Source organism: Barrientosiimonas endolithica (assembly GCF_030296655.1).
Lineage (GTDB): Bacteria > Actinomycetota > Actinomycetes > Actinomycetales > Dermatophilaceae > Barrientosiimonas > Barrientosiimonas humi.
In genome coordinates this window covers 893,501-916,742 of record NZ_AP027735.1, presented here as the reverse complement: position 1 = coordinate 916,742, position 23,242 = coordinate 893,501, and the positions used below count along the sequence as shown (strand labels likewise).

General features: G+C 72.2%; 19 protein-coding genes and 3 pseudogenes. 7 read left to right on the top strand and 15 right to left on the bottom strand.

Annotated features, from left to right (window positions below; translation table 11 throughout):
- Positions 1-402: 402 nt before the first annotated feature.
- The 6 genes and pseudogenes from QUE40_RS04710 to QUE40_RS04685 form a co-directional block, all read right to left on the bottom strand.
- Positions 403-867, bottom strand: a complete 465-nt coding sequence (locus QUE40_RS04710; protein WP_289232445.1) for a mycothiol transferase — start codon at positions 865-867, stop codon at positions 403-405.
- A gap of 13 nt (positions 868-880) precedes the next feature.
- A pseudogene (gene ligA / locus QUE40_RS04705) lies at positions 881-3,102 on the bottom strand (NAD-dependent DNA ligase LigA).
- A 55-nt stretch (positions 3,103-3,157) separates the two neighbouring features.
- The gene (locus QUE40_RS18885) at positions 3,158-3,724 is read right to left on the bottom strand and encodes a uroporphyrinogen decarboxylase/cobalamine-independent methonine synthase family protein (RefSeq protein WP_350227072.1); all 567 of its coding nucleotides are present in this window, start codon (positions 3,722-3,724) and stop codon (positions 3,158-3,160) included.
- Between the two features lie 423 nt (positions 3,725-4,147).
- A complete protein-coding gene (locus QUE40_RS04695; protein WP_142004621.1) occupies positions 4,148-5,086 on the bottom strand; it encodes a septum formation family protein in 939 nt (312 codons plus the stop codon).
- 47 nt (positions 5,087-5,133) lie between these two features.
- Positions 5,134-6,232, bottom strand: a pseudogene (gene mnmA, locus QUE40_RS04690) (tRNA 2-thiouridine(34) synthase MnmA).
- A complete protein-coding gene (locus QUE40_RS04685; RefSeq protein WP_142004619.1) occupies positions 6,229-7,428 on the bottom strand; it encodes a cysteine desulfurase family protein in 1,200 nt (399 codons plus the stop codon). Before QUE40_RS04685 ends, mnmA begins: the two are co-directional and overlap by 4 nt.
- Positions 7,429-7,613: 185 nt before the next feature.
- Between QUE40_RS04685 and QUE40_RS04680 the strand changes: the two genes are divergently transcribed.
- Together QUE40_RS04680 and QUE40_RS04675 are read left to right on the top strand one after the other, a co-directional pair.
- Positions 7,614-8,333 (top strand): DUF4352 domain-containing protein, encoded by a 720-nt coding sequence (locus tag QUE40_RS04680; RefSeq protein ID WP_289232444.1) that lies wholly within the window; start codon positions 7,614-7,616, stop codon positions 8,331-8,333.
- Positions 8,330-8,743 carry a hypothetical protein gene (locus tag QUE40_RS04675; RefSeq protein WP_289232443.1) on the top strand — a complete coding sequence of 138 codons (414 nt, stop codon included), beginning with the start codon at positions 8,330-8,332 and terminating at the stop codon, positions 8,741-8,743. Before QUE40_RS04680 ends, QUE40_RS04675 begins: the two co-directional genes overlap by 4 nt.
- A 682-nt stretch (positions 8,744-9,425) precedes the next feature.
- Here QUE40_RS04675 and QUE40_RS04670 read toward each other — a convergent pair.
- The 5 genes from QUE40_RS04670 to QUE40_RS04650 form a co-directional block, all read right to left on the bottom strand.
- Entirely contained in the window at positions 9,426-10,382 is a 957-nt protein-coding gene (locus QUE40_RS04670; protein ID WP_142004617.1) for an electron transfer flavoprotein subunit alpha/FixB family protein, read from the bottom strand.
- Positions 10,383-10,394: 12 nt separating this feature from the next.
- The gene (locus QUE40_RS04665) at positions 10,395-11,177 is read right to left on the bottom strand and encodes an electron transfer flavoprotein subunit beta/FixA family protein (protein ID WP_142004616.1); all 783 of its coding nucleotides are present in this window, start codon (positions 11,175-11,177) and stop codon (positions 10,395-10,397) included.
- Between the two features lie 102 nt (positions 11,178-11,279).
- Complete coding sequence (locus tag QUE40_RS04660) at positions 11,280-11,717, bottom strand: hypothetical protein (RefSeq protein ID WP_289232442.1); 438 nt, start codon at positions 11,715-11,717, stop codon at positions 11,280-11,282.
- Entirely contained in the window at positions 11,699-11,821 is a 123-nt protein-coding gene (locus QUE40_RS04655) for a hypothetical protein (protein ID WP_289232441.1), read from the bottom strand. Before QUE40_RS04655 ends, QUE40_RS04660 begins: the two co-directional genes overlap by 19 nt.
- 104 nt (positions 11,822-11,925) lie before the next feature.
- Positions 11,926-12,714 carry an enoyl-CoA hydratase/isomerase family protein gene (locus tag QUE40_RS04650; RefSeq protein ID WP_142004615.1) on the bottom strand — a complete coding sequence of 263 codons (789 nt, stop codon included), beginning with the start codon at positions 12,712-12,714 and terminating at the stop codon, positions 11,926-11,928.
- An 82-nt stretch (positions 12,715-12,796) separates the two neighbouring features.
- Between QUE40_RS04650 and QUE40_RS04645 the strand changes: the two genes are divergently transcribed.
- The 3 genes from QUE40_RS04645 to QUE40_RS18875 are packed head-to-tail and all read left to right on the top strand — an operon-like array spanning position 12,797 to position 15,241.
- Positions 12,797-13,219 carry a hypothetical protein gene (locus tag QUE40_RS04645; protein WP_289232440.1) on the top strand — a complete coding sequence of 141 codons (423 nt, stop codon included), beginning with the start codon at positions 12,797-12,799 and terminating at the stop codon, positions 13,217-13,219.
- Positions 13,220-13,268: 49 nt separating this feature from the next.
- Positions 13,269-13,883: a GlgX family protein gene (locus QUE40_RS18880; protein WP_350227071.1), complete on the top strand. Its 615-nt coding sequence runs from the start codon at positions 13,269-13,271 to the stop codon at positions 13,881-13,883.
- Positions 13,880-15,241: a glycogen debranching protein gene (locus QUE40_RS18875; protein WP_350227070.1), complete on the top strand. Its 1,362-nt coding sequence runs from the start codon at positions 13,880-13,882 to the stop codon at positions 15,239-15,241. Before QUE40_RS18880 ends, QUE40_RS18875 begins: the two co-directional genes overlap by 4 nt.
- A 330-nt stretch (positions 15,242-15,571) precedes the next feature.
- Here the strand turns inward: QUE40_RS18875 and QUE40_RS04635 are convergent, their stop codons facing one another.
- Genes QUE40_RS04635 through QUE40_RS04625 form a run of 3 tightly spaced genes read right to left on the bottom strand, consistent with a single transcriptional unit; the run spans position 15,572 to position 17,367 of the window.
- On the bottom strand, positions 15,572-16,534 hold the full coding sequence (locus QUE40_RS04635) for a DUF5996 family protein (RefSeq protein ID WP_142004611.1): 963 nt from the start codon (positions 16,532-16,534) through the stop codon (positions 15,572-15,574).
- 48 nt (positions 16,535-16,582) lie between these two features.
- Positions 16,583-17,008: a hypothetical protein gene (locus tag QUE40_RS04630; protein WP_142004610.1), complete on the bottom strand. Its 426-nt coding sequence runs from the start codon at positions 17,006-17,008 to the stop codon at positions 16,583-16,585.
- Positions 17,005-17,367 (bottom strand): hypothetical protein, encoded by a 363-nt coding sequence (locus tag QUE40_RS04625; protein ID WP_142004609.1) that lies wholly within the window; start codon positions 17,365-17,367, stop codon positions 17,005-17,007. Before QUE40_RS04625 ends, QUE40_RS04630 begins: the two co-directional genes overlap by 4 nt.
- A 162-nt stretch (positions 17,368-17,529) precedes the next feature.
- On the opposite strand from QUE40_RS04625, the gene QUE40_RS04620 reads away from it, so the two are divergent.
- Positions 17,530-19,995, top strand: a complete 2,466-nt coding sequence (locus QUE40_RS04620; RefSeq protein ID WP_289233009.1) for a glycogen/starch/alpha-glucan phosphorylase — start codon at positions 17,530-17,532, stop codon at positions 19,993-19,995.
- A gap of 65 nt (positions 19,996-20,060) precedes the next feature.
- Here QUE40_RS04620 and QUE40_RS04615 read toward each other — a convergent pair whose 3' ends face one another.
- Complete coding sequence (locus QUE40_RS04615) at positions 20,061-20,801, bottom strand: hypothetical protein (RefSeq protein ID WP_142004608.1); 741 nt, start codon at positions 20,799-20,801, stop codon at positions 20,061-20,063.
- Between the two features lie 452 nt (positions 20,802-21,253).
- Between QUE40_RS04615 and QUE40_RS04610 the strand changes: the two are divergent.
- A pseudogene (locus tag QUE40_RS04610) lies at positions 21,254-23,238 on the top strand (alpha-1,4-glucan--maltose-1-phosphate maltosyltransferase).
- The last annotated feature ends 4 nt before the right edge of the window (positions 23,239-23,242 follow it).

Sequence of the window (23,242 nt, the reverse complement as noted above, 5' to 3'; positions counted from 1 at the left end):
CCGCTCCGGAGGCCCGCCCGCGCGTGCGGTGAGCGCCCCGCTCCCCGCCGCTGACCCCGATACCGGGGGAAATGACGCGCCCCAGGCGTACGCGCCCGTCACAAGCGCCGATACCGGGGGTTGTGACGGGCTGCTGACGTGTGGACCTGTCAGTAGCGCCGATACCGGGGGAAATGACGCGCCCCAGGCGTACGCGCCCGTCACAAGCGCCGATACCGGGGGTTGTGACGTGTCCCAGGCGCGTGGACCTGTCAGTAGCGCCGATATCGGGGGAAATGACGTACGCCCTCGCGGACCACCGCTGGATCGTGCGGCTGAGCGCACCCCCGGCGGTGGACCGCCCCCGCGTGACGGGGCGGGGCGTGGGAGGCCTGCGCTGAGAAATCGGGGGCCGCGGTCGGGTCAGGTGCGGGGGCGGACCAGGTCGGCGGTCACGTCGAGCTGGCCGCGGTGCTGGACGAGCTCCTCGAGGACGTGCAGCAGCACGCCGCCCTGGGTGGCGGTGAACTCGGGCATGTCGGCCTGGTCGCGGTCGGGGATCGGGCCGCGCGGGGGCGCAGCGCCGTCGAAGCCGGCGAGGTCGCGCTCGAAGCGGGCGCGTTGCTGTTCCATGCGCTCCAGCAGCGGCGCCACCGCACCGGTGGCCACGAACTCCGCCTCGCGGTCGCGCTCGACGACCCGGTCGGCCAGCACCTGCCCGCCCCAGAACTCCATGACGCCGAGGCAGTGGGTGACGATGGCGTACGGGCTGTTAGCGCCGGGCAGGTCGGGCCGCACGTTGGCCAGGTCGTCGCCCAGGTCACGCAGGGTCGCGGCCATGCCGCGCAGCGCCCGGTCCACGTGGGTGCGCACGTCGTCGAGCGGCACCGCCGGTCCCCGTTCACGACGCCTCCCCCGCGTCGTCGCCACCGCGTTGCTCCGCCGCCTCGCCGTCGTCGGCCGCGCCCTCGCCGTCACCCTCGGGCTCGGGCGTCACACCCTCGACCCGGCCGGTCTCGAGCAGCTCGACGAACTGCTCCTCGTCGAGCACCGGGACCTTCAGCTGCTCGGCCTTGTCGGCCTTGGAGCCGGCGTTGGCGCCGACGACGACGTAGTCGGTCTTCTTGCTCACCGAGCCGGACGCCTTGCCGCCGCGGGCGATGATCGCCTCCTTGCTCTCGTCGCGGGAGAACCCCTCGAGCGAGCCGGTGACGACGACGGTGAGCCCCTCGAGCGTGCGGGCCACCGACTCGTCGCGCTCGTCGGCCATCCGCACCCCGGCCGCCGCCCACCGGTCGACCAGCTCGCGGTGCCAGTCGACGGCGAACCACTGCTCGACGGCCTCGCCGATGACCGGGCCGACCCCGTCGGTGGCCGAGATGCGTTCGGCGTCGGCGGCGCGCAGCGCGTCCATCGACCCGAACTCGGTCGCCAGCAGCCGGGCCACGGTCGGCCCGACGTGACGGATCGACAGCCCGACGAGCACCCGCCACAGCGGCTGCTCCTTGGCGTGGGCCAGGTTGTCGAGCAGGGCGACGCCGCCGGCGGACAGGGTGCGCCCGTCGACGACCTGGTCGGGGTCGTCGGACTTGCGGGCGGCGCGGGTGTAGAGCGGGACCCGGATCAGGTCGTCGCGGGTGAGGTCGAACAGCGTCGACTCGTCGGTGAGCACCCCCGACTCCAGCAGCGCGATCGACCCCTCCCAGCCGAGCGCCTCGATGTCGAACGCGCCGCGGCCGGCGAGCCCGAACAGCCGCTCGCGCAGCTGCGCCGGGCAGCTGCGCGAGTTGGGGCAGCGGATGTCCTTGTCGCCCTCCTTCTCGTAGGCGAGCGGGGTGCCGCACGCGGGGCACTCGGTGGGCATGACGAACGGGCGCTCGGACCCGTCGCGCAGGTCGGCCACCGGCCCCAGCACCTCGGGGATCACGTCGCCCGCCTTGCGCAGCACCACCGTGTCGCCGATGAGCACGCCCTTGCGCTCGACCTCGGAGGCGTTGTGCAGCGTGGCCTGGCTGACCGTGGACCCGGCGACGACCACCGGCTCCATCACGGCGTACGGCGTCACGCGCCCGGTGCGTCCGACGTTGACCGCGATGTCGAGCAGCGTGGTGTTGACCTCCTCGGGCGGGTACTTGTACGCGATCGCCCACCGGGGCGCGCGCGAGGTCGACCCCAGCGCACGCTGCAGCGGCACCTCGTCGACCTTGACCACGACCCCGTCGAGCTCGTGCTCGACGGCGTGCCGGTCGGCGCCGGCGTCGCGCACGAACTTCTGCACCTGCGCCGGCTTGCTGACGACCTTGGAGTGGGTCGAGACCGGCAGGCCCCACTCGCGCAGCAGGTCGTACGCCTGGGACTGGCGGGTGATGTCGAAGCCGGTGCGGGCGCCGATGCCGTGCACCAGCATGCGCAGCGCGCGGCGGGCGGTGACCCGGGGTCTTTCTGCCGCAGCGAGCCGGCGGCGGTGTTGCGCGGGTTGGCGAACGGCGGCTTGCCGGCCTCGACCAGCTCGGCGTTGAGCTGCTCGAAGTCGCTCATCGACATGAACACCTCGCCGCGCACCTCGACCAGCTCGGGCACGTCGTCGCCGCGCAGCTGGTGCGGGATGCCCTCGATGGTGCGGACGTTCTGGGTGACGTCCTCGCCGGTGGTGCCGTCGCCGCGGGTGGCGGCGCGCACGAGGCGACCGCGGTCGTACAGCAGGTTGATGGCCAGTCCGTCGATCTTGAGCTCGCACAGGTAGTGCACGGTGGCGCCGCCGGTCTCGCGCTCGACGCGCTCGAGCCAGCCGTCGAGCTCCTCGGGGCTGAACACGTTGTCGAGGCTGAGCATCCGCTCGCGGTGGGTGACCGCGGCGAAGTCGGTGCTGAACGTCGCGCCGCCGACCTGCTGCGTCGGGCTGTCGGGCGTGCGCAGCGAGGGGTAGTCCTGCTCGAGCCGGTCGAGCTCGCGGTAGAGCGCGTCGTACTCGCCGTCGCTGATCGTCGGCGCGTCCTTGACGTGATAGGCGAACTGGTGGGCGCGCAGCTGCTCGGCCAGGTCGGCCCAGGTGTGGCGGACGTCGTCGGGCGGCTGGGTGGCAGCGGCGTCGGGGTCGGCCTCGGGCACGGACGTTTCGCTCACCCGCTCATCCTGGCGCACGGCACCGACAGGCCGACAGCACCCGGTGCGCCGCGGGTCAGGCGAGCCGCTCGGCCAGCAGGTCGGCGGCCGCGACAGCGGCCCGCTGCAGGTCGAGCGCCTGGCGCGGGGTCGCCCCCGCGAGGCCGCAGGCGGGGGTCAGGACGGCCGCGTCGAGCCGGTCGTCGCCGAGGCCCAGCGACTCCCAGGCGCCGAGCAGCGGGCGCAGTAGGTCGTCGGGACGGGGCGCGGTGGCGTCGGTCGGCACGATGCCGGCCCACGCGGTCGCCCCGCGCTCGACCACCGCGCCCAGCTCCTCCCAGCCGGGGCGGTCCAGCAGGCTGGTGTCGATCGAGACGGCGTCGGCCCCGGCCGCGCGCAGCAGCTCGACGGGCACGTCGGGGGCGCAGCAGTGCACGACGGTCGTGGCGCGCTCGGCCGCGGCCGCCAGCACCTCGGTGAGCCCGGCGCGGACCACGTCGGGCTCGATCGCCGGCAGCACCCCGAGCCCGGAGGCGGTCGGCAGCACGCCGCCGAGCACCCCGGGCAGCGCCGGCTCGTCGACCTGCAGCACCCAGCGAGCGCCGGGCACCAGCCGGGCCAGGGCGGCGAGGTGGTCGCGCACCCCTCGGCCAGGCTCGCCGCGAGGTCGCGGCCCGCCCCGGGGTCGTGGACCGCCCGCTCGCCGCGCGGCAGGAAGATCGACGCGGCGAGCGTCCACGGGCCGGCGACCTGGACCTTGAGCTCGCCAGCGAAACCGTCGTACGCCTCGGCGAGCGCGTCGAGGTCCTCACCGAGCAGCGAGCGCGCCCGGCGCACGTCGCGCCCCGGTGCGTCGGTCAGCCGCCAGCCCGACGGCTGCAGGTCGACCGGCAGCTCGACGAGCAGCCCGGCGCTGCGCCCGACCAGGTCGGCGCCGGGCCCGCGGGCGGGCAGCTCGGGAAGGTAGGGCAGCCCCTGCTCGACGACGAGCAGGTCACGGACCTGACGGACTGCCTCGGTGATCTGCAGTCCGGGCCACGACCCGACCCCGCTCGCGCGCGGCACCTCAGCGGTAGGAGTCGAGCGGCTTGTTGCCGATGCCGCGCAACGACTTCTTGACCGTGCCGTTGGTCACCTCGACGAAGCAGCCGGTCACCATCAGCCCGCGCGACCAGGGAGCGCTGCCGCCGGAGTTCTGCGAGGCGATGATGTCCGAGCGCTTCCCGCCGAGGAACTTCTGGCCGAGCGGCAGGCAGAACTTCACGGCCTGGGACTGGACCTTGTCGCTGCCGGGGAAGGTGTCGCCGGGCTTGCCGTTGAGCTTGGCCCCCGTCGCCTCTGCCGAGTGCGGCTCCTTGCACGAGACGACCTCGACGTCGTCGCTGGTGCTCGGGCGCCCCTTGGTGCAGACGTTGTAGCTGTAGAACCCGTCGCCCTTGAGCTTGTTCTTCAGCGAGCCGGTGTTGGTGACCAGACCGCTCAGCGACTCGCGGAACTCATAAGCGACACAGACGATCTCGGCGTCCGGCTTGCTGATGGCCGCGTCGGGGAGCGGGATCGCGTCGAGGCGGGACAGCAGGAAGGACTGGCTGCCGAAGAAGCCGGCGCCGTCCTGGTTGCAGGTCGCGGTCTTCCACGCGGCGCGCTTGACGAGGTCGCCGGAGTCGCGCGAGTCGTTGCGCACGCTGAACACCTCGTAGGTGTGCGGCTGCGAGCACGACGTCTGGGTGTAGCCCGGCTTCGGGCCGAGGCACTGCCCGACCTTGTACGGCTGGCTCGGGGGCGTCGGGCGCGCCGACGTCGAGCTGCTGCTGGGCGTCGTCGGCTGGGCGGTGCTCGCCGAGGCGACCGGGCCGGGGTCGGAGGTCGGGCTCGCGCTCGGCGCCGAGGAGGTCGGGGTGGCCGACGGCGCCGACACCGTCGGGCCGTCGTCGTTGCCGCAGGCCGCGGTGAACAGCAGGAGCACGGCGACCACCACGGCGCCGAAGGTCTGACGAGGCTTCATGCGATCCCTCCCTGAGCGAAGTCTGCGCTCAGACTAGTGCGGCGCGCTCACGACTCCGAGGCATCGCGGTCCGCGCGGCGGGCGCCGGTGATGGTGCCGGACCCGACGACGCGGGTGCCGGCGTACAGCACCACGGACTGGCCGGGGGCGACGCCGCGGGTGCGCTCCGCGAGCCGCACCACGAGCCGCCCTGCTCGTCGACCCGGGCCCGGCCGGGCAGCTCCTCGCCGTGCGCCCGCAGCTGCACGCCGTACGCCTGCTCACCCTCGGGCGCAGCACCGCACCACCGCAGCCGGTCGGCCTCGATCAGGTCGACCCCCAGCAGGTCGGCCGTGCCGACGACGACGGTGCGGCGCTGCGGCTCGACGCCGACGACGTAGCGCTTGGCGTGGTCGGCCCGCGGCACCTTCAGGCCGAGGCCGCGCCGCTGACCGACGGTGTAGCCGTAGGCCCCCGCGTGCTCGCCCACGACCTCGCCGTCGGTGTCGACGATCGGCCCGGGCTGCTCGCCGAGCCGCTCGGTCAGCCAGCCGCGGGTGTCGCCGTCGGCGATGAAGCAGATGTCGTGGCTGTCGGGCTTCTTGGCCACGGCGAAGCCGCGCTCGGCCGCCTCGGCCCGGATCTGCGGCTTGGTGGTGTCGCCGAGCGGGAAGTGCGCGGCGGCGAGCTGGTCGGCGGTGAGCACGCCGAGGACGTAGGACTGGTCCTTGGCGGGGTCGACGGCGCGGTGCAGCTCGCGCCCCTGCGGCGTCTCGACGATCTGCGCGTAGTGACCCGTCGCCACCCCGTCGAAGCCGAGCGCGAGCGCCTTGTCGAGCAGCCCGGCGAACTTGATGCGCTCGTTGCAGCGCAGGCACGGGTTGGGGTGCGACCCGCCTGGTACTCCGACACGAAGTCGTCGACCACGTCGGCGCGGAACCGCTCGGCCATGTCCCAGACGTAGAACGGGATGCCGAGCCGGTCGGCCACCCGGCGCGCGTCGCCGGCGTCCTCGATCGTGCAGCAGCCGCGGGCCGACTCGCGCAGCGTGGCGGCCGACTGCGACAGCGCCAGGTGCACCCCGACGACGTCGTGGCCGGCGTCGAGCATGCGGGCGGCGGCGACGGCCGAGTCGACCCCGCCGCTCATCGCGGCGACGATCCTCACGAGGCACCCCGCGATGCCGACGAGGCCTTGCGGGCGCGCTCCACCGCCCCGGGCAGCACCTGCAGGAAGCGGTCGACGTCGGCCTCGGTGGAGGGGTGACCGAGCGTCAGGCGCAGGGCGCCGCGGGCCGCCTGCTCGGGCAGTCCCATCGCGAGCAGCACGTGGCTCGGCTGGGGCACCCCGGCGGTGCACGCCGAACCCGTGGAGGCCGCGACACCGGCCGCGTCGAGCAGGTAGAGCAGCGAGTCGCCCTCGCACCCGGGCACGACCAGGTGGGCGTTGCCGGGCAGCCGCCGGGTGACCTCGCCCGGGGCGTACGCACCGCTCACCGTGATGCCGAGGTCGAGCGCCAGCGCGCCCGCGACGAGCCGGTCGCGCAGCGCGGCCAGCCGCCGGGCGTGCTGCTCCTGCTCGGCGACGGCCCGCTCGACCGCGAGCGCCAGGCCGGCGATGCCGGGTGCGTTGAGCGTGCCCGAGCGCAGCTGACGCTCCTGGCCACCGCCGTACGACAGCGGCTCGACGGTCGCGTCGCGCCGGGCGAGCAGCGCGCCCACCCCGACCGGGCCGCCGAGCTTGTGGCCGGTGATGCTCAGCAGGTCGACGCCGGAGGAGGCGAACGACACCGGCACCTGACCGACGGCCTGCACGGCGTCGGTGTGCAGCGGCACGCCCGCCGCGTGGGCGGCGCTCGCGAGCTCGGCGACCGGCTGCACGGTGCCGACCTCGTTGTTGGCCCACATGACGCTGGCGACGGTGACGTCGCCACCGGTGAGCGCGTCGGTCAGCGCCGCGGGGTCGACCCGGCCGGTCTCGTCGACCTCGAGCCAGGTCACCCGGGCGCCCTCGTGCTTGACCAGGTGCTCGACCGCGTCGAGCACCGCGTGGTGCTCGACGGTGCTGACCACGAGCCGGTCGCGGGCCGGGTCGGCGCCCCGGCGGGCCCGGTGGGCGCCGAGCACGGCGATGTTGTCGGACTCGGTGCCGCCGGAGGTGAACACCACCTCCGACGGGCGGGCGTCCAGCGCGGTCGCGATGCGCTCGCGCGACTCCTCGACCACCCGGCGCACGGCCCGGCCCTGGGCGTGCAGCGACGAGGCGTTGCCGAGGGTGCTCAGCTGCGCGGAGACCTCGGCGACCACGTCGGGCAGCACCGCGGTGGTGGCGGCGTGGTCGAGATAGACGGGCTGGGAAGGCACTCGTCGATGGTACGTCGGGGCACCGACGGCCCGGCCCGGCCACCGGACGAGGTTTCGCTCCCGACCACGGGGTTTGTCACACTGTCCCTCGCCCGCTCCCCCAGCCAAGGTGCCTTCATGCGTCCTGCTCCCCGCCGCGTCCTCCCGGTGATCGCCGCCGTCTCGCTGGCGACCGCGCTGAGCGCGTGCTCGTCCGACGACTCCGCGTCCGACTCGCGCAGCGACGCCCCTCCTCCTCGGCCCGCCCGACCCTCACCGGGTGCGACGGCCCGGCGGCGCCGAAGTTCACGGGCACGACCCAGGCGTACGACTCGGTCGCCAAGGTCGACCAGGACGAGTCGGTCGGCGTGCAGACCTCGGAGCCGACCCTCACCAAGGTGTCCAGCGGCGCGCGGGGCTGGGTTGTGGCGCAGCTGAAGGTGCACGCGAGCGTGCTGACCAACGGTGTCTTCGCGGTGAGTCCCGACTCGTTCGTGCTGGTCGACCCGCAGGGCAAGCAGTGCACCCGCCCGCGCACGAGCGCACTGCCCTCGCCGCTCGCGGTGAGCGAGATCGACGAGCGCAAGTCGGTCACCGGGACCGTGGGCTTCCTGGTGCCCGACGACGCCGACCTGTCCGAGTACTCCGTGGTCTACGTCGGCGACCCCAGCTCGCGCACCGCGGCGGCCAAGTGGTCCTCCGAGGGCACGGCCCCCAAGTCCGTGAGCGCCACGACCTGCAGCAACAAGCCGAGCCCGATGGGTCTGGAGGACGGTGTCGAGCGCACCTCCTTCGGTGGCGAGCGCGACACGATCGGCGACCCCCGCACCGGCGCGGTCCGGGTCGCGGTCAGCCACCCCGGCCGAAGACGTTGGAGCCGAGCGACCGCCACCCCAACAACGTCGACGGCCTCGAGGTCACCGTGAAGGTCGAGGCCGTGGGCTCGGTCGCGTTCGTCGAGCGCAACATGTTCCAGATGGTCGACGGCAAGAACAACCTGTGCGGCTACAGCCAGCTCGGCACCGAGGGCGAGAACCTCTCCAGCGACCTGGTCCCCGCGGGCCAGACGCGGACGTACACGCTGATCTTCTGGGCCCCGAAGGGCTCGGCGTCGGACCTGAAGGACCTGCAGGTGATCTACCGCTCGCGGGCGACCTCCAACACCGGTGACGCGGCGTTCTACAACAAGAACGAGAACCCGCCCTACCCCAAGCCGGCCCCGAAGCCCAGGCCCAGCGGGTCCTCGTCGGCGCCGTCGTCCTCGGCGCCGTCGGGCTCGAGCTCGCCTGCCCCCTCGACCGGGTCGGGTACGCCCGCGCCGAGCCCCAGCAGCTAGTCACCCCCGCCCCGGCACGTCGGCCGAGTAGGGCGAGCCGCTAGGCGAGCCCGTATCGAGACCACGTCACCAAGCTGGTCGAGTAGGGCGGAGCGCAGCGGAGCCCGTATCGAGACCACGTCACCTTGTCGAGTGGTGACCGAAAGGCGCCGGGAGGCGTGAGTACGCCTGTGGTGACGTCGGACTCGCGAGTCGCCGCCGGCGTACATCGCCAGAATGGTCACGAACTAACAAACTGGTCGGTTGCAACTGACCCGTCTGTTAGCTCGCGACCAGTCTGGGAGTTTCTGGCCAGCCTGGGCGGGGTCCTTCCTGACCCGACCCCACGATCTCGACACGGCAGTGCGTTGTTGACACGAAGGGCTGCTACAGCACCCAGGTCTGTCAACAACGCCAGTCCGTGTCAACAACGTCGGGCTCTGTCAGAAACGTCACCACCGCGAGCCGCCAGACCGGGCCGACCAGGCACCCACTCCCGCCTCCAGGCGCCTTTCGGTGACCGCAGACCGAGGTGACGGGTCTCGATACGGCCTCGCCTAGCGGCTCGGCCTACTCGACCACCTTGGGAGCGCTCGTCCCTCGCGCTCCTCAGGGCGCTCGACCAGCGTGACTCTTGCGGCTAGCCGCAGCGAGGCCCTCCGGTCGGAACCGGAGGGCCTCGCTGCTGGCGTGGAAGAGCGCGTCAGGAACGAGCCTTCTGCACGGCCTCGGTGGCCTGCGGCAGCACGGTGAACAGGTCGCCGACGACACCGAAGTCGACCAGCTCGAAGATCGGCGCCTCCTCGTCCTTGTTGATCGCGACGATCGTCTTGGACGTCTGCATGCCGGCGCGGTGCTGGATGGCACCGGAGATGCCGCACGCGACGTACAGCTGCGGCGACACCTGCTTGCCGGTCTGGCCGACCTGGCTGGAGTGGGGGTACCAGCCCGAGTCGACCGCGGCGCGCGAGGCGCCGACGGCGGCGCCGAGGCTGTCGGCGAACGTCTCGACCGGGCTGAAGTCGCCGCCCGTGCCGCGGCCGCCGGAGACCACGATCGCGGCCTCGGTCAGCTCGGGACGGCCGCTCTTCTCCTTGGCCTTGCGGTCGGTGATGCGGGCGGTCTTGGCGCCGTCGCTGACGGACACCTCGACCGGCACCACCGTCGCGCTGGCCTGCGCGGCCGACGGCGGGACGACGTTGGGCTTGACCGTGATGATCGGCGTGCCCTGCTTCACCTTGCCGGTGAGCGTGTAGGACCCGGCGAACACCGACTGGGTCGTGGTGAGCGCGCCCTCGGAGCCCTCGACCGCGACGGCGTCGGTGACCAGGCCGGAGCCGGTCTTGATCGCCAGGCGGGCGCCGGCCTCGGTGTTGTGCGGCGTCGCGGGCAGCAGCACCGCGGCGGGCTGGGACTGCTCGACGACCGCCGCGAGGGCCTCGGCGAGCGGGGCCACGAGGTAGTCGGACACGTCGGCGTTGTCGATGACGTAGACCTTCTCGGCGCCGAACTGCGCGAGGCGCGGGCGGGCGGCCTCGACGTTGCTGCCGACGAAAACCGCTGCGGGAGTGCCGAACTGGCGGGCGATGGTCAACAGCTCTGCGGTGGTCTTCTTGACCTCACCGTCGGTGTGGTCGACCAGGACGAGTACTTCAGCCATGGATGCTCTCCCTCACACGAACTTCTTGGAGACGAGGAACTCGGCGAGCTTGCTGCCGCCGTCGCCCTCGTCGGTGACGATCTGACCCTGCTCGCGCGGCGGGCGCGCGGTGAAGGACTCGACCTCGGTCCAGGAGTTGTCGAGGCCGACCTGACCGGCGTCGACGCCGAGGTCGGCGAGGCTCCAGGTCTCGACCGGCTTCTTCTTGGCGGCCATGATCCCCTTGAACGAGGGGTAGCGCGGCTCGTTGGTCTGGTCGGTGACCGAGACGACGGCCGGCAGCGAGGCCTCGAGGGTCTCGCTCGCGACGTCGCCGTCGCGGCGCCCGGTGACCTTGCCGTCGGTGACCTCGATCGTGGAGATCTGGGTGACCTGCGGCAGGCCGAGGCGCTCGGCGAGCATGGCCGGCACGACGCTCATCGAGCCGTCGGTGGAGGCCAGGCCCATGAGGACCAGGTCGGGGTTGCCGATCTTCTTGATCGCCTCGGCGAGCACCAGCGAGGTCGCGGGCGCGTCGGAGCCGGCGATCGCGTCGTCGACGACGTGCACGGCCTTGTCGGCACCCATCTGCAGCGCCTTCTTCACCGCGTCGGCGGCCTGCTCGGGGCCGACGGTCAGGACGGTGATCTCACCGCCGCCCGCCGCCTCGTTGATCTGCAGCGCGGCCTCGATGGGGTACTCGTCCAGCTCGGAGAGCAGCCCGTCGACGCCTTCGCGGTCGGTGGTGTTGTCCTCGGTGAAGGTGCGCTCCGCCTGGGCGTCGGGCACGTACTTCACGCAGACGACGATGTTCATGTCGTTCGTCCTCATTCCTGTCGCTGTCGTGCGAGGGAGTCCTGCGACCCTGATGCTACCGACCGGTAACGGGGCGCAGGGGTGAGGGTCGGTGGGCGACCCTCAGGCGTAGCGGATCCAGATCAGCAGCATCCCCACGAGGGTGAGCAGCACGATGATCCAGGGGCCGAGCCGGTTGACCACGAAGGCCAGCACGCCCGGCGCCTCGGCGGCCCCGACCCGGGCGCGGTAGATGTCGGCGCGCTGGCCGAGCAGGCTGTCGGCCACCGCGGCGCCGACCACGACGACCAGTCCGACGACCAGGGGCAGGACCGGCGGCATCCCGATCAGCCGGTCGACGTCGCGGGTCAGCGCGGTGAAGCCCCACAGCGCGAGGAACATGCCGACCAGGCCGAGCAGCGCCAGCAGCACCGCCTTGGTCTGCGAGGCGCGGGCGGCCTCGGGGTCGTCGGCGATGCTGACCTTGCCGGCGTACTCCTCCGGGTCGCCGAACTCCTCCTGGGCGGTGCTGCCGCTGGCGGTCAGCGCGTCGTCGACCACCTCGAGCGCGTGGTTGACGGCCTGCGGCGACGCCCCCGCTTGCCCAGCGCGGCGACGAACGTCTCCTGCCAGTCCTTGTCGATGTGCCAGGCCTTGATGGTCACGGCTGTTCCTCTCCGGGCAGTGACGGTCGGCGACCGGGGCGGGTGTCGCGGGTACGGCGCGACGTGCTGCGCAATGTACCGCGCACCCGCCTCGGCGCGACCCGTCAGCGGCCGGTGAAGGTCGCCTTGCCGGGGCCGTTCTCGACGAAGGACCGCATGCCGATCTCGCGGTCGTCGGTCGCGAACAGCCCGGCGAACAGCTGGGATTCGATGGCGAGGCCGGTGTCGAGGTCGCCGTCGAGGCCGCGGTCGATGGCCTCCTTCGCGGCGCGCAGCGCCATGGCGGCGGCACCGACGTACGGCTTCACCCGGGCGAGCGCGGCGGTGTAGACCTCGCCGGGCTCGGCGAGCTCGTCGACCAGGCCGATCGCGAGCGCCTCGTCGGCGTCGACGAACCGGCCGGAGAAGACGATGTCCTTGGCCCGGGCCGGCCCGACCAGGCGCGCCAGGCGCTGGGTCCCGCCCGCGCCGGGGATGACGCCGAGCAGGATCTCGGGCTGGCCGAGCTTGGCGTTCTGGCCCGCGACCCGGAAGTCGCAGGCCATCGCCAGCTCGCAGCCCCCGCCGAGGGCATAGCCCTCGATGGCGGCGACGGTGGGCTTGGGGATGCGGGCGACGGCCGTGAAGCACTCGCTGAGGCGACCGGCGCGCTTGGCCATGTCGGCGTACGACATGTCCAGCATCTCCTTGATGTCGGCTCCGGCGGCGAAGGCGTTCTCGCCGCCGTAGAGCACGACCGCCGCGACGGCGTCGTCGGCCGCCAGCTCGGCCGCCGCGGCCGCGATGCCCTCCTGGATCGCGGCGTTGAGCGGGTTGAGCTTGGGCCGGTCGATGCGCAGCGTGCCGATGCCGTCCTCGACGCTGGTCGAGACGAACTCGCCGAACTGGGTCACTGCGGCCCGTCCTGCGGCGCGCCGTCGGGGCCGGCGCCGGGGGCGGGTCCTGCATGAAGGCGGGGGTGCCGCCGGTCGAGACGTGCTGGTCACCGTTGACCGACATGTGCCACATCTGCACCGCCTGCAGCAGCATCTGGACGGTCGACTGCAGCAGGGTCTTCAGGTCGGCGTCGGGGCCGACGAGGTGCTCGGCGGTGACCACGAGGGTGCCGCCGGCGATCCCGACCTTGATGATGTTGAGGCTCAGGGTGACGTCGTTGGCGGCGTCGAGCTGGGTGAGGAGGTCGCTCGGCAGCTCGTCGGCGATCTGCCACTGGCCGAAGACGCGCATCAGCGGCACGTCGCCGTCCATGGCCTTCACGAACAGCTGCTGGCCCTGCACCTTGAAGCTCACGTCGCCGTCGGCGTCGATGTCGGGGCGATAGCCGTCGTCCTGCAGCGCATCCAGCACGCGACCGCGCAGCGGCGACTCGTCGGACGGGGGCGGGAAGTTCGGCAGTGACGTGGGATCAGTCATGGGGCCAACGTAACCGCTCAATACGCTGGCCACCATGCCCGCCCCGTTGCCCGTCGAGGCCGCCGCACGCGCTGCTCGCACCGCCCCCGCCGACGTCCCTCCGCCGCTCGGGGCGCACCCCGTCGAGGGCGGTGTGGAGTTCTGCGTGCACGCCGGTCACGCCGACGCCGTCACCCTGTGCCTGTTCGACGAGCAGGGACGCGAGCGCCACCTGGCGATGGACGAGCACTCGCACGGCGCGTGGTCACTGCGGGTCGAGGGCGTCGGGCCCGGTCAGCGCTACGGCTACCGCGTCGACGGGCCGTGGGACCCCGCCGCGGGCCACCGGCACAACCCGGCCAAGCTGCTGCTCGACCCCTATGCCCGGGCCGTCGACGGCACGGTCGACTGGCGCCCCGAGGTCTTCGGGCACCGGGTGGACGAGTCGTTCGCCGGCGACGGGCTGACGCGCGACGACCGCGACAGCGCGGCGTACGTCCCGCGCAGCGTCGTCGTCGACCCCACCTTCGACTGGGGCGATGACCGGCCGCCGCAGCACAGCTGGCGGCACACCGTGATCTACGAGACCCACGTGGTCGGACTGACCATGCTCCTGCCGGACGTGCCCGAGCACCTGCGGGGACGTACGCCGGGGTGGCGCATCCCGTGACGATCGAGCACCTGCGACGGCTGGGCGTGACCACCGTCGAGCTGCTGCCGGTGCACAGCTTCACCAGCGAGCCGGCCGTGGTGCAGCGCGGGCTCGAGAACTACTGGGGTTACAACAGTCTCGGCTTCTTCGCGCCGCACGCGGGGCACGCCGCCGCGCGCGACCCGCAGGGTGTGGTCGCCGAGTTCAAGGGCATGGTCAAGCTGCTGCACGCGGCCGGCATCGAGGTGCTGCTCGACGTCGTCTACAACCACACCGCCGAGCAGTCGGCGGCCGGCGGGGCGACGCTGTCGTGGCGCGGGCTCGACAACCGGACCTACTACTGGCTGGACGAGCAGGGCGTCGACGTCGACGTCACCGGCTGCGGCAACACCGTCGCGCCGCAGCACACCGTGCCGGTGCGGCTGGTGCTGGACTCGCTGCGCTACTGGGTGCAGGAGATGCACGTCGACGGCTTCCGGTTCGACCTGGCGGTGGCGCTGGCGCGCGGCAAGGACGGCGCGTTCGACCCCGACCACCCGCTGCTCGTGGCGCTGCGCACCGACCCGGTGCTGTCGCGGGTGAAGCTCGTCGCCGAGCCGTGGGACCTGGGGCCGGACGGCTGGCGCACCGGGCAGTTCCCGCCGCCGTTCGCCGAGTGGAACGACACCTTCCGCGACACCGTGCGCACCTTCTGGCTGCCCGACGTCGCCGGCACGCTCGACGGGCGGCCGGGGCACGGCGTGCGCGAGCTCGCCACCCGCATCGCCGGCTCGGCCGACCGGTTCGGCTCGGCGCACCGGGGACCGCTCGCGTCGGTCAACTTCGTCACCGCGCACGACGGCTTCACGCTGTCCGACCTCACGGCCTACGACCGCAAGCACAACGAGGCCAACGGCGAGGGCAACCGCGACGGCAGCAACGACAACCGGTCGTGGAACCACGGCGTCGAGGGGCCCGCCGACGAGGAGACCGAGACGCTGCGGCGGCGGTCGCGGCGCAACCTGCTCGCCACGCTCGCGCTGTCGTCGGGGGTGCCGATGCTCCTCGGCGGCGACGAGCTCGGCCGCACCCAGGGCGGCAACAACAACCCGTACTGCCAGAACAACGAGATCAGTTGGTACGACTGGGGATTGGCGCCCTGGCAGCACGACCTGATCGACACCACGAGCGCCCTGCTGCGGCTGCGCCGGGAGCACCGGGTGCTGCGTCAGCGGCACTTCTTCCCCGGCGACCCGATCGACGGCGACGAGCGCGCCGCGCTGCACTGGCACGCGATCGACGGCGAGCTGATGACCGCGCAGCGGTGGGACTCCCCGAGACCCGCACGCTGCAGGCGGTGTTCGACGGCGCCGACGTGGGCGACGACCGGCTGCTGATGGTGCTGCACGGCTCGACCGACGGCGGCGAGGTGGTGCTCCCCGTCAGCCCGGCGTACGTCGGTGGCGGCTGCTGTGGGACAGCGCCTGGGAGCACCCGGGCGAGGTCACCGACCGCGAGGCCGCCCCCGGCGAGGCCTACCCGGTGGTGGGCGCGAACTTCCTGCTGTTCCAAGGGGTCTGAGCGCCGGACGGGAGCGGCGCGGCGGGTGCCGGGTCTGGCAGATCGTGCGTTGACGCACGAAATGCAGCGGCCACCCCGGAATCCCGGGCGGCGCCGCCTCAGATCGTGCGTTGACGTACGAAATGCAGCGCGACGGCCGGCGCCTGCTAGCTCTTCGCGCTGCGCGGCCAGTGCTTCTCGCCGCGGGGGTAGAGGTAGCGGTCCAGGCGGTGCGGGTCGACCTCGAGCAACTTGCGGTCCCAGCCGGCGAGGTCAGCGGCCTTGGCGTAGGTGCGGTCGAGGAAGTCCATGAGCGTCTGGTCGGGGTCGTCGCTCGTGCGGACCGTCTCGTAGGGCAGCACCCACTCCCCCAGCTCGGTGTCGAACGTGGCGGGCGACAGGTCGCCGTCGCGGTAGCCGTCGGGCTCGGGATAGACGTACGCGTAGAACGTGCCCTCGCTGGAGCCGCCGGGCCAGAAGCCGGCCGCGGAGTTCTCGCGCGACTCGGCCTCCTGCATCACCCACGGCGGGCAGTTCGGCACGCTCCCGGTGTGCTTGGGCGCCGGCCGCCCGGAGAACCGCGCGCAGGCCAGATCCATCGAGCCCCAGAACACCTGGACCGGGCTGTCCTTGCCCGCGAAGCCCGCGCGCCAGGCGCTGAAGACGTTCTCGGCGCTGACCAGCTGGCGCCAGAAGGCGTTCGCGGAGGCGGCGTCGTACGACTTGTGCTCGGTGTCCTCGGCGAACGGGATCGCCGTCGCCAGCTCGTTGGGACGCGCGTCGATCGAGCACTCCGCGCCCAGCTGCGGCAGCGCCTCCTGCACCTCCTGCCAGAACGCGGCGACCGTCTTGGGCTCCAGCGCGATCTCGCGCTGCTCGCCGTTGGTGCTGCGCAGCACCAGCCGGTGGTCGACGAAGTCGAACTCGCCGTCGACCTCGGCCTCCGGCCCGCGCATCAGGTGCGTGCGCAGCCCGCGCGCGCTCACCTCGAACGAGACGTTCCACCAGTGGTTCACCAGCGAGGTCGAGACCAGCTGCACCTTGCCGAGGATCTGCATCCACAGGTGCAGGGTGTCGCGCGTGTCCTCCCAGTCCTCGACCCGCAGCTCGGGCCAACGGAACGTGCTCATGGGTGCCTCCCTCGTCGAGTGGCCCCAGCCTCGCACGTCCGTCCGCAACTAGTCGGCCGGCGTGAGGTTGCCGGTGCGGCGCAGCCACCACAGACCGACGAGCGGCAGCAGCAGCGGCACGAAGCCGTAGCCCTGGCCGAAGTGCGACCACACCGTCTTGTCGGGGAACGCGCTGGGCTGGACGTACGACCACAGCCCGACCCCCAGCACGCCCACCAGCTCGATCGCGATGGTGATGCGTGCCACGCGCGCGGACGTACGATCCCCGCGCGCGAGCGCGACCGTCGCCACGACGTAGATGAACGCTGCGAGCGCCGAGAGCAGGTAGGCCGCGGGCGCGCGGTCGAAGTACTCGGTGATCTGCAGCACCGACCGGCCGGTGGCCGCGAGCGCGAACAACGCGTAGACCGCGACGAGCACGCGGCCCGGGCCGCTGCTGGTGCTGCGCCGCTCGACGCGGCCGTCGCCGCTCACTGGCCGTTCCAGATCTGCAGGAGGCGGCCGACCATCACCATGAGCCCGAGCGCCGCGACCGCGAGAACTCCTGTGCCCCAACGGGATTCTCGGTCAGCCAGCGCCCAGTAGAACGCCGCCGGCGGCACCACGGCCATGCCGAGCAGGTAGGCGACGAACAGGCCGGTGGAGAGGCCGTGCGGGGCGTCGTCGCGCAGCGCGATCCCGACGACGACCTGCACCACGAGGAGCAGCTCGACCAGCGCGGCGGCGTAGAAGGTGGGGTTGTCCACCGCCCGCCCGCGCGCGGTGGCGAGGGCGGCGAGCCCGGCGAGCAGCAGCAGGCTGGCCACGAGGGCGCCGGTGAGGACGGGGACCACGGCAGGAAAGCGTACGTCCTCGACACGAACGGCCTGATCGCCGGTCGCACTACGCGCGGCGGCGGGCAGTGCGGCAATCTGTACGCCGTGACTGATGCGAACACGGGCAAGTCCGCCGCCGACGAACTGCAGACGACCGACGCCAACGTGGTCGGTCCGACGATGCCGGTGCGCAACCCGGTCGCCCAGGGGCCGGTGAACCCGCCGGCGCACACGGTCGACGGGTTCGTCGAGGCGTTCCTGCGCGAGCTGAACTTCGGGCAGGGCGTGCTGCTGTCGCGCTCGACCGTCAACGACCAGTACCTCGCGCTGGCCCGCACGGTGCAGCAGTACCTCGTGGCCGGCTGGCTCGAGACCGGGGCGCGGCGGCGCCAGGGCGACCGCAAGATCATCGGATACCTCTCGGCCGAGTACCTCCTCGGGCGCCAGCTGGACAACGCGCTGATGGCGACGACGCTCGGCGAGATCGCCGAGGAGGCGATGACCCAGTGCGGTCTGGACCTGGCGCGGCTGCGCGCGCAGGAGATCGAGCCGGGGCTGGGCAACGGCGGCCTCGGGCGCCTGGCGGCGTGCTTCGTCGACTCCCTGGCCACGCTCGACGTGCCGTGCATCGGCTACGGCATCCGCTACGAGTACGGCATCTTCCGCCAGACCTTCGTCGACGACCGGCAGGCCGAGGTGCCCGACTCGTGGCTGTCGCTCGGCAGCCCGTGGGAGTTCCCCCACCCCGAGCGTCAGGTGCGCGTCGCGTTCGGCGGTCGCACCGAGACCACCACGGACGAGCAGGGCCGCGAGCGCACCACCTGGGTCCCGGCGTGGGACGTGCTCGGAATCCCTTACCACTACATGGTTCCCGGCTACCGCAACGGCTCGGTGAACACGCTGCGGCTGTGGAGCGCGAAGGCCACCCAGGCGTTCGACCTGCAGATCTTCAACTCCGGCGACTACGCCGAGGCCGTCCGCTCGCAGACCTTCGCGGAGAACATCTCCAAGGTGCTCTACCCCGAGGACTCAACGCCGCAGGGCAAGGAGCTGCGGCTCCAGCAGCAGTACTTCTTCGTGGCCTGCTCGCTGCACGACTTCATCGAGAACACCCTCCCCCGCGACTTCGACCTGCGCCGCCTCCCCGAGCGGATCATCTTCCAGCTCAACGACACCCATCCGGTCATCGGCATCCCCGAGCTGATGCGAATCCTGGTGGACCTCAAGGGATTCGAGTGGGACGAGGCCTGGGACATCACCCGCGAGTGCTTCGCCTACACCTGCCACACGCTGCTGCCTGAGGCGCTGGAGGTGTGGCCGGTCGAGCTGCTCGGACGGCTGCTGCCGCGCCACCTGGAGATCATCTACCGGATCAACGACAACTTCCTCGACGAGGTGCGCGAGGCCTACCCCGGTGACGCCGACCGGGTCAGCCGGATGTCGATCATCGCCGAGGGTCCGCAGCGCGCGGTGCGGATGGCGTACCTCGCGACGATCGGTGGCTCGCGGGTCAACGGTGTGGCCGAGCTGCAGTCGCAGCTGCTGCGCGAGAAGGTGCTCCCCGACTTCTCCGAGCTGTGGCCGGACAAGTTCACCAACATCACCAACGGCGTGACGCCGCGCCGCTTCCTGCACCAGGCCAACCCGCTGCTGTCGACCCTCATCACCGAGGCGATCGGCCCGTCGTGGGTCACCGACCTGGAGCAGCTGCGCGGGCTGGAGCCCTACGCCGACGACGCCGGCTTCCGCGAGCAGTTCCAGGCGGTCAAGCAGGCCAACAAGGAGCGGCTCTACCGCGAGCTGCGCGCCCGCGACGGGCTGGAGCTGCCGCGGCACGCCATGCTCGACGTGATGGTCAAGCGGCTCCACGAGTACAAGCGCCAGACCCTCAAGCTGCTGCACATCGTCTCGCTGTACGACGACCTCATCTCCGGGGACGTCTCACCCGCCGACATGGTGTCGCGCACGTTCGTCTTCGGCGCCAAGGCCGCGCCGGGCTACTACATGGCCAAGGAGATCATCTATCTGATCAACTCCGTCGGCCGAACCATCAACGAGGACAAGCGGATCGAGGGCGCACTGTCGGTCGCGTTCCCGGCGAACTACAACGTGACCCTGGCCGAGAAGGTGGTCCCGGCCGCCGACCTGTCCGAGCAGATCTCGCTCGCCGGCAAGGAGGCCTCGGGCACCGGCAACATGAAGTTCGCGCTCAACGGGGCCCTGACGATCGGCACCGACGACGGCGCCAACGTCGAGATCCGGGCACTGGTCGGCGACGACAACTTCTTCCTGTTCGGGCTCACCGAGCCCGAGGCCGAGCAGCTGCGCGCGGACGGCTACGACCCCAAGACGTTCTACCGCTCGGACGAGAAGCTGCGCCGCACCCTCGACCTGCTCGGCTCCGGCATCTTCACCGGCGGCGACGCCTCGGCCAGCGCCCCGCTGGTGCAGAACCTGCTGCACGACGACCCATTCATGGCGCTCGCCGACTTCCGGTCCTACCTCGACGCGCAGACGCGGGTCGACGAGGCCTACCGCGACAGCGACGCCTGGACCCGGTCGGCGATCCTCAACGTCGCCCGCACCGGCTTCTTCTCCAGCGACCGCTCGATGCGCGACTACCTGGACCGCGTCTGGCTCGCCTGAGCGGCGTGCCACCGGGATCGGTGAGTCGGATCGGTGAGCAGGCGTGCGGCTGAGCGCACGGTTGGTCACCGATCCGGCTCACCGATGACGTGGACCGGTTCGATCCGGACCTCCCACGTCCCCCGCCGCGCCGCCGAGGCGGCATCGTCCACGACCTCGACGACGCGCCAGTCGCGTCGGACGTCCGACTGGTCGAGACCGCCGGGCTCGTCGTCGGCCATCAGCCGGAAGGTGCACCGACCCGCCGCGACCGAACCGACCTCCGGTGCGAGGAAGCGTGGCGAGATCGACGCGACCGTGCCGTCGCGGAGGCGAGCCGGCCGCGCCTCGTCCGGCACCGCGACGAAGGTCGCCAGCGCGGTGCTCAGCACGGCCGCGCTCGGTGGGCGCGAGCACTCGATCACTCCGGTGAAGGCGTACGTCAGTCGCGTGCCTTCGATGCGCCGCAGCTGGGCGGGCGCGTCCCGCTCACGCGATCGCAGCAGCTCCGAGCAGCCGGCCCGCATGGCGCGCTGGGGCACGACCACGCCCGGGGCCGGCGTGGGCACCTCGCCACCGGACACCAGCCGATCGTCGATCAGCGCCCAGATCGAACACGCGCTCCGAGCGTCCGGGCGGACGACACCCAGCTCGAGCGCCCACCAGGCGAGGAAAGCCACGACGGCCGGCAGGGCCACCCACGCCCAGGCGTCCCGAGTCGAGAACCTCACCGCGACCAGCAGCATGGCGAGAACCGCGACGGCGACGAGCTTGACGACCTCGCGGTCGCGCCAGTCCTTGGGCCCCTCGTCCAGCGTGCCCAGCACTGAACCAACCGCACCGGGCTGCTGCCCCCGTTCGTGACGCCACCGCGCGAAACGGCGCCAGCGTCGCCCGAACGGACGGGCGCGCGCCGCCTCGAGCAGTCTCAGCATGGCGGCATCCTGTCGGGTCACGCGTAGCGGTACGTCGAGAACGCCCCGACGACACCCCGATTCGACGTTTCTGACACACCGGTGTGCTGCAGCAGGCAGGTGTGTCAGGAACGCGGGGGCGGGTCAGAACCGTCGGGGTCAGTCAGCAACGCGGTCGGGTGGGACGCCCCAGGCATCCGCACCCCGCACCTCCCCCGAGCTCACCGGACCCACCGGCGGGATCGGGGTGCTGTGCCCTGCCCGGAACGAGTAGCGTCGGCGACGTGACTGAGCAGCAGCAACGTTCGTACCGACTGCCCGCCACGACCGCCACGACCCGCTCCGGCGCGCCCGAGCCCAGACCGATCGGTCGCATCCCCGTCCAGGACGTCCGTCCTGCCGTCGACGGGGGCGCGCTGCCCACCAAGAGCGTCGTGGCCGAGCCGCTCGAGGTGAGCGCCACGGTCTTCCGCGAGGGCACGACGCGGTCAACGCCAGCGTCGTCGTGACCGACCCCGACGGAGCCGTCACCTACGTCCCGATGACCTGCACCAACCCCGGTCTCGACCGGTGGGAGGCGCAGGTGGCGGCCGACCGCACGGGGCTGTGGAGCTATCGCATCGAAGGCTGGTCGGACCCCTACGGCACGTGGGCGCACGACGCCGCGATCAAGGTGGCCGCCGGGGTCGACACCGAGCTGATGCTCGAGGAGGGCGCCCGGCTGCTGGAGCGGTTCGCTGCCGAGCTCGACCTCGAGCCGGCCGACCGCACGCTGGTCACCGGCGCCACGAGCGACCTGCGCGACACCGACCTGCCGGTCGACGCGCGGCTCGGCGCCGGACTCAGCCAGGAGCTGCGCGACCTGACCGTGCGCCGCCCGCTGCGCGACGTCGTGAGCGCGAGCCGGACGTACGCCTGGCTCGTCGAGCGAGAGCGCGCGCTCACCGGCGCGTGGTACGAGATCTTCCCCCGCAGCGAGGGGGCGCACCGCGACGAGCAGACCGGCGAGTGGACGACCGGAACGCTGCGCACCGCCGCCGACCGGCTGCCCGGCATCGCGGCGATGGGCTTCGACGTGGTCTACCTGACCCCGATCCACCCGATCGGCGCGGTCAACCGCAAGGGCAAGAACAACACCCTCACCGCCGAGCCCGGCGACCCCGGCTCGCCGTACGCCATCGGCAGCAAGGAGGGCGGCTACGAGGCGGTGCACCCCGAGCTCGGCAGCTGGGCCGACTTCGAGGCCTTCCGCGAGCGCGCCGAGGAGCTCGGCATGGAGGTCGCGCTCGACCTGGCGCTGAACTGCGCGCCCGACCACCCGTGGGTGCAGACGCACCCCGAGTGGTTCACCACGCGCGCCGACGGGACGATCGCCTTCGCCGAGAACCCGCCGAAGAAGTATCAGGACATCTACCCGCTGAACTTCGACAACGACCCCGACGGGCTCTACCGCGCGGTGCGCGACGCGCTCGAGGTCTGGTTCGAGCACGGGGTGCGGATCATCCGGGTCGACAACCCGCACACCAAGCCCACCGAGTTCTGGCAGTGGCTGATCGCCGACGTGGCGCAGACCTACCCCGACGTGATCTGGCTGGCCGAGGCGTTCACCCGCCCGGCGATGATGCACACGCTGGCCAAGGTCGGCTTCCAGCAGAGCTACACCTACTACGCCTGGCGCAACGAGGCGGCCGAGCTGCGGGAGTACTGCGAGGAGCTCGCCGGCGACGCGTCGTACTACATGCGGCCCTCGTTCTGGCCGACCACGCACGACATCCTCACCCCGTTCATGCAGTACGGCGGCCCGACGGCCTGGAAGATGCGGGCGGCGCTGGCCGCGACGCTGGTGCCGACGTACGGCATCTACGCCGGCTACGAGCTGATGGAGAACGTCGCGCGGCCGGGCGCCGAGGAGCAGATCGACAACGAGAAGTACGAGTTCAAGGACCGCCGCTGGGCCGACTACGAGCCGGGCGGTCCCCGCGAGGGGCAGTCGCTCGCGCCGTACCTCACGCGGCTCAACGAGATTCGCCACCAGCACCCGGCCCTGGACTGGATGCGCAACCTGCGCTTCCACGAGACCGACGACGAGACGGTGCTGTGCTTCTCCAAGCGGCGGGTGCTCGACGACGGGACCGAGGACGTCATCGTCGTCGTCGCCGGTTGCGACCCGCACAGCACGCGGCAGACCTGGATCCACCTCGACCTGGCCGAGCTGGGGCTGCAGCCCGACGAGTCGTTCACCGCGCACGACCTGATCACGGGCGCGGAGTGGCGCTGGGGGCAGCACAACTGGGTGGAGCTGGGGGCAGGGAAGGAACCCGTGCACATCGTCCAGGTCAGGAGGTTCTGAGCAG